Here is a 6,577-nt window from a genome sequence, read left to right on the forward strand (position 1 = left end):
CGTTGATTTAGAACGGTTGCTTTATTTCCGCCTCCAGTCTACTAACTCCCCAAGTAAAGCTGTTATTAGAGCCTATTCACAGACTATAAAAATGTCATGCCAAAATGCCTAAAGGTTATGTACGGTTATCTACACGAGGAAATCCCTCTTAAGCTCCCTACCTATTGAGCATAAGAAAAGGTAGATTTGAAATGTAGCCTATTTTTTAGGGCTACTGCCAATTCACTACTCTGTAGGGCTACGGGCTGCGTCACCTGCGCGCTGCAACACTCCTACCAGTACTGGTAGAACTTAAAAGTTATAACGTTTTTCAAGCGACTGTGTTATGCGTCACAAACTACAACAAGCGATTAAACCGCTTTTTAAATCTCTTTTCATCCTTAGCCTTGTCTTCGCATTGGCATTTAGTCACGCTGATGGAGCTCTAGCTGCTCGCAGTGGAGGAAGAATCGGCGGTGGCTCCTTTAGAATGCCTTCTTCGAGCCGTACTTACTCGTCACCAAGTCGCGGCGGTTATGGCTATCCGAGCGGGGGATATTATTCTCCCTACCCTGGTGGTGGATTTGGCTTTCCTTTCTTGATTCCCTTTTGGGGTATCGGTGGAGGGTTTGGCGGTTTATTCAGTATTCTAATTTTTCTAGCGATCGCTAACTTCATAGTACAAGCCTTCCGACGTGCTGGTAGCACTGAAGTAGAAGAAGGCGATATCAGCAGCAACTCACCTGTTTCTATTACTCGTGTCCAGGTTGGTATGCTAGCAAGCGCTCGTAATCTGCAGAATGATCTGAACCACATTGCCGAAACTGCTGACACTAACACCCCAGAAGGTAGAGCAGAAATTTTGCAAGAAGCAAGCCTCGCTTTACTGCGCCACCCAGAGTACTGGATATATGCTGGTGGTGGATCAGGGCAAGCTCGGTTAAATTCCGCTGAAGCAGAATTTAACCGTCTAGCATTGGCAGAACGCAGTAAATTTACAGCAGAAACACTTTCTAATGTGAATAACCAACTCAAATCTGCTGCACCCAAAGATATTTTACCTGGTGGTAATGAGTTAGATAATCCAACTCGTCTAATTAGCGAAGGTCCTGGAGAATATATTATCGTCACTTTGCTAGCGGCGACATTAGGTAAGTTCCAAATCCCGACGATTAACGGCAGTGACGACTTGCGTCAAGCTTTACGTCAAATTGGCAGCATTCCTAGCGATAAACTGCTTGCTATCGAAGTCCTTTGGACTCCACAAGCTGAAGGTGATACCCTTACTTCTGATGATTTGTTGGCAGAATATGCTGATCTGAAATTGGTTTAATTAAGAGAAGAGGGAACAGGCAACAAGCAACAGGAAAATCTCCATTATTAAAATAGGGGATTTGTAATCGAATTATAAAAAGGGGGGAAGGGAGAGGCTGCGATCAGCAGCCTCTCCCTTCCCTCATCTTGTATGAGAATAATTATCATTTTTATAACTGTACGTTCGCTCATTTTTAACCGGAAGATTTAATTAAGCCTTACTCTAATCAACTTCCTTAAGATACAGAAGCTTCGCCAGGAAAAAGGACTTGCTAGCATTTCTGTAACACTGCACTCAGTATTTTGTGGTCCCCCCGGAACAGGGAAAACGACAGTTGCTCGTCTAATAGGTCAAATATATAAACATTTAGATCATGTGGAAGACGTCTGGTTAAAATCTGTTAAGTACAGCGCTACCTAATTCTTCTGCGAAATCATTCACGTGGCTATGACTCGAAAACCACATACCCTGAGTCCACCATCCGATTCGTTCCAGCTTCGACTCGCGCTACGACAAAGTACAGAACTGAAACTCCAAGAACCACCGCGAAGCACTCGGCGATTATGATCTCCTCCTATTTCCCATATTCTGCCATCTCGTGGTGCGCCATCGTAATTTTTATGCCAAGGATCAGCACACCATTCCCACACTAGTCCATGCATATCATACAACCCAAAAGCATTTGCTACCTGGAAACTACCTACAACAGTCGTTTCTTTACGAGATTTACCTTTTGATGCAAAAGAGTGGATATCACTGTCACTACAGTTTGCTAAGTCACTGGTAAGTGTTTCGCCAAAATGGAATGGTGTAGTAGTACCTGCACGACACGCATATTCCCATTCAGCTTCACTGGGTAAGCGATAATTGCGTCCAGTTTTTTCTGACAATCTTGCGCAAAATTCTACAGCTTCGTGCCATGATACATTTTCAACTGGTCTATTTGTGCCTCGGAATTTCGATGGATTGGGGTTTAATGATTGTTTGATTTTTGGTAAATTTGCTACAAATCTCCATTGGTTTTGAGTTATGGGAAATTTACCCATAAAGAAAGGTTCCAGATTAACTTGGTGCTGAGGACGTTCATCAGCATCCCCTTCTTCATCTGATGATCCCATCATAAAACTGCCACCAGGAATTGCTACCATTTCAACAGTAACGCCATTACCCAATTCTTCTATATAAAAGTTCCCACTCCTTTCTTCGCGCCTAATTTCGTTACCAGCAGCGTTTACTGTCACCACTTCAAATTCAAAAGATTGTAGGGGGGGAAAGACTGATATTATTTTTTGTATTCGAGTCGGTGACTCATATTGCGAATGGGAAAGCAATTGTGTACTGCTTAATTGTGAAGAAGATAAATCTTTGAGAACTTCTGCTGCTGATTGATATCTTTCCTTTGGTAAATGTTTTAGTAATTTATCTAGAATTTGTTCTAATTCTTTGCTAACGGTAAGACTTTTTTCTTGCAAACACTCTCGCCATAGCCATTGCCCACTCATGGGATCATAAAGATGATCTTGAATTTGTCCATAATCATCTTGTATGGGTAAACATTTAGTTAAAAGACGGATACAAGTGACACCTAGAGAGTATAAATCACTGGAATGGTAGGCAAACCCAGCCATTTGTTCTGTAGGCGCATAGCCAATTGTATAGATTGCTGTTGCTTGTCTACCTATGCTGGTTTGAGTTACCTGTTTTGCACCGCCAAAGTCGATTAATACGAGTTCCTTTTTAGGAAAGGTTCGGCGAATGATATTTTCTGGTTTTATATCTCGGTGGATAACGTTACGAGAGTGAATAAATTCGAGAACAGGTAATAAATCACCTAGGATTTCCCAAATCTCTTGCTCACTAAAGGTTTTTTCTTGAAGTTCCTTTAGGAGAGTATGTCCTTGAATAAACTCTTGCACTAAATACAAGCATGAACCTTGTTCAAAATAAGCAAGTAATCTGGGAATTGAAGGGTGGTTCTCTCCCAGTTCATACAACCGAAAAGCTTCTTCTTTAAACAAAAGCGCTGCTTTGGTAAGTTGGGAGGTTCCCTGAACTTGGGGAAAAAATTGCTTGATAACGCAAGGCGCATCGAGTCTATCTACATCTTCTGCTTTATAAGTTCTGCTAAACCCACCTTCGCCTAATAATGTTGATACCCGAAATCGGTTTCTCAGAAGCTTGCCAAAGTTTCTTTCTCCACAACTAATGCAAAACCTATTGCCATCAGGGTTGAAAGGATTTGAGCAATCGGGATTTTGGCATATTTCCATAATGAGCCGTAGACCCCATCCTGTTCAAAGTTGACTCTATAAGAGCAAGTGCAAAATAATCTTAATTATAAGAGTAAGTGCAAAATAGATATTTATAAGGGCAAGATCCATATTGGAGAGTCTGTATATAATCTCATACGGGGCTAACACAGACTAGTACAACAAGGTAAAAGGAGCTATTTATTCGTCTACTCTTAGAAATTAAATATATCTATAATATATGAGCGCACGGATTTCCATTTTTCAAAGATATCTCCAAAGAGCTAATCTTGTCAAGCGTACAGATTAGCCCCTCCGGGGCGGGTGTGGGGTGAGAAACTAGCCCGCGAGCGTAAGGTTTAAAGTCTCGCTTTGAAAGTGGTCGAAAAAATCGATCTCTATACGGTTCGGTTGAAACCCCACCTATGAGTGGTGGCTTTATATTTTCCCTACACCCTACACCCCACACCCTGTTCACTCTTACACCCTTCACGCTCGACGTTTATCCTCAAAAGAAGCCCGAATCCATTCAGCGACAAAAGCAGCGATCGCAGAGCCTAACATTAAGATAACTGAGAGAGCGTTAATATCTGGTTTGACACCTGTTCTGATTCGGCTGAAAATTTCCATTGGCAAAGTGTTAAAACCGCTACCAGCAGTAAAACTGGCAATCAGAAAATCGTCTAAGCTTAAGACAAAGGCTAGTAGGCAGCCAGCTATAATGCCAGGCATTAACTGAGGGAGTAATACTTTAATCAAGGCTTGTCCTGGTGTTGCTCCTAAATCTAGTGCTGCTTCTTCTAAATGCGGATCTAAGTTATTCAGTCGAGACGAGACAACAAGGCTAACGTAGGCAAGACAGAATACCACATGGGCAGCAATAATTGTCCATAAACTCAGCGGGATAGCGAATGCTGCTAGAAAAACTAGGGTAGATACGGCGATCGCAATATCGGGAATAATCAATGGCAAGTAAGCAATACCACGATACAATACCTTCCCTGGAAAATGATATCGTGCTAAACCAATTGCCATCAGAGTTCCCAATACGGCTGAAACACCTACTGCACCACAGGCAACGAGCAAACTGTTTTGCAAAGCAGTTAAAATTCGTTCATCACTAAATAATTTGCGATACCAATCCCACGTAAACCCTTGCCATGTTGCACTATAAGGGGACTGATTAAAACTATAAAACGCAAGTATCAGTATGGGTAGATACATGAAAATAAACATCAGCAGTGAGAAAACCGCCTGCCATACGACACGCGGTTTGTTTTGGGATGGAGATTTATTCACCGTTTTTGTCAGTTGCTAGTTGTTAGCTATTACTTAGTAGTTGGCATGAAACAACCAACAACAATACAGCTACTAACTATAGCTAGCATACTTTTAGTTATAAGTCAATAGCTCAGGCCCAAATTGCTTTAAGTTCACCGCGTTGGATCAACGTTATTGCGATAAGCAACAGATTTAGAGCGGTTACGACCTAAACCCACAAGACCAACTAGACCAAGTAAGCCTAACCAACCCCAACTAGAACCGCGATTGTCATTTGTCGTACTAGCTCCTTGAGAACCGCTATTATCAGTAGTTGTTCCGGTACTATTGGTGCTACTGCCAGTGTTAGTACCACCAGAATTTGAGCTATTACCTGTAGTTCCTGTACCATCAGAAGCTGTGCCGCTACCTGTACTGCCGGTGCCAGCACCACCCGTAGTATCTGTACCCGTACCTGTGGTGCCTGTGCCCGTGCCAGTACCTGTAGTGCCTGTGTCCGTGCCAGTACCTGTAGTACCTGTGCCCATGCCAGTACCTGTAGTGCCTGTGCCCGTGCCAGTACCTGTAGTGCCTGTGTCCGTGCCAGTACCTGTAGTACCTGTGCCCGTGCCAGTACCTGTAGTGCCTGTGCCCGTGCCAGTACCTGTAGTGCCTGTGTCCGTGCCAGTACCTGTAGTACCTGTGCCCGTGCCAGTACCCGTAGTGCCTGTGTCCGTGCCAGTACCTGTAGTACCTGTGCCCATGCCAGTACCTGTAGTACCTGTGCCCGTGCCAGTACCCGTGCTGGAACCTGTACCAGATCCGCTTGCTCCAACACCACCAGCACCACCACCACCTGCTCCTTGAGCGTAAACAGGGGCGGCTAAAGGCAAAGCAGCTAAGCTGATGGCAAAAATACTAGCCCAGAAAGTTTTAGATTTATTAGAAGTTTTCATGTTCTTGCTTCCTTTGATATTTGAAATTTCTCTCAGTTCAATTTTTTTATTTCTATTTCAATTTAGAAAATTGCGGAAACAATTGAAAATTTACCACTCATGACTATCATGATAATTATTCAAAAATAATCCTATAAAAATGTAATTTGAATCAATTATTATGATTAATGATTAGAATAACTACTAATATTTTAGATAACTTCTACCACTGGAGTAGATGTATTGCTACTAAAGTAATAGATTTTTACCTTTTGTTAAGTTTCTGTGTCAACACCTACGTATTTCTGCCATTTTTCAGAAGATAAGGGCTTGTAAAAAGCTTACTGCCATTAGGCGATCGCATTAGCTCTAATTTTTAGCAAAAGGATATTTCGGAAGTTTATTTTTTGCAGGTAATAATTTTCATACAGTGTAAAACACCTATATCTAGGTTTGATGCGGCTTTGAGAAATGAAGTAAAAAATTGGAGATTTAACTTACACTATTCACTGAAAATATAAAGAAAGTTTCCTTCTCAAGGATGTCGAAGATTGATAATAGATTTATTAATCGAGGATAAAACGTAAAATTATTGTAGTGGGGGGATATCTTGCCTGCTTCCTAAGCTTCAAATAGGCCAAGAAATTGATGATTAATTAGATAGATATAAAAAGAAAGCCCTCTAACCAATTGGTTAGAGGGCTTTCTTGATATATCTACCTGGCATCGAGCTATTTTAGCGGGAGGCTACCCTCCGACTATCGTCGCCGCAACAGCGTTTCACCTCTGAGTTCGGGATGGGATCAGTGTGGTTCCACCGCACCATTGACACCAGGAAT

The 6,577-nt window shown here is 42.1% G+C and carries 5 protein-coding genes and 1 rRNA gene; 2 read left to right on the top strand and 4 right to left on the bottom strand.

The genetic code is table 11. The features are described from left to right. The first annotated feature begins 325 nt into the window (after positions 1–325). Both G4P69_RS24550 and G4P69_RS40035 read left to right on the top strand, forming a co-directional pair. Positions 326–1,312 carry a DUF1517 domain-containing protein gene (locus tag G4P69_RS24550; RefSeq protein ID WP_208340502.1) on the top strand — a complete coding sequence of 329 codons (987 nt, stop codon included), beginning with the start codon at positions 326–328 and terminating at the stop codon, positions 1,310–1,312. Positions 1,313–1,582: 270 nt separating this feature from the next. Further along, complete coding sequence (locus tag G4P69_RS40035; protein ID WP_279605124.1) at positions 1,583–1,714, top strand: AAA family ATPase; 132 nt, start codon at positions 1,583–1,585, stop codon at positions 1,712–1,714. Between the two features lie 17 nt (positions 1,715–1,731). On the opposite strand, the gene G4P69_RS24560 is transcribed toward G4P69_RS40035, so the two are convergent. From G4P69_RS24560 to rrf, 4 genes are all read right to left on the bottom strand, one after another. Beyond that, positions 1,732–3,564, bottom strand: a complete 1,833-nt coding sequence (locus G4P69_RS24560) for a bifunctional serine/threonine-protein kinase/formylglycine-generating enzyme family protein (protein ID WP_208340503.1) — start codon at positions 3,562–3,564, stop codon at positions 1,732–1,734. Positions 3,565–4,032: 468 nt separating this feature from the next. Then, the gene (locus G4P69_RS24565) at positions 4,033–4,842 is read right to left on the bottom strand and encodes an ABC transporter permease (protein ID WP_310833858.1); all 810 of its coding nucleotides are present in this window, start codon (positions 4,840–4,842) and stop codon (positions 4,033–4,035) included. Between the two features lie 134 nt (positions 4,843–4,976). Next, positions 4,977–5,759, bottom strand: a complete 783-nt coding sequence (locus G4P69_RS24570) for a hypothetical protein (protein WP_208351887.1) — start codon at positions 5,757–5,759, stop codon at positions 4,977–4,979. A gap of 697 nt (positions 5,760–6,456) precedes the next feature. After that, positions 6,457–6,574: ribosomal RNA gene (gene rrf / locus G4P69_RS24575) — 5S ribosomal RNA — on the bottom strand. Positions 6,575–6,577: the final 3 nt, after the last annotated feature.

It is taken from the genome of Aetokthonos hydrillicola CCALA 1050, assembly GCF_017591665.1.
Taxonomy (GTDB): Bacteria; Cyanobacteriota; Cyanobacteriia; order Cyanobacteriales; family Nostocaceae; genus Aetokthonos; species Aetokthonos hydrillicola.

Coding starts and splice junctions, on each gene's coding strand:
- G4P69_RS24560 (WP_208340503.1), bottom strand. CDS start 3,564: ATGGAAATATGCCAAAATCCCGATTGCTCAAATCCTTTCAACCCTGAT.
- G4P69_RS24570 (WP_208351887.1), bottom strand. CDS start 5,759: ATGAAAACTTCTAATAAATCTAAAACTTTCTGGGCTAGTATTTTTGCC.
- G4P69_RS24550 (WP_208340502.1), top strand. CDS start 326: ATGCGTCACAAACTACAACAAGCGATTAAACCGCTTTTTAAATCTCTT.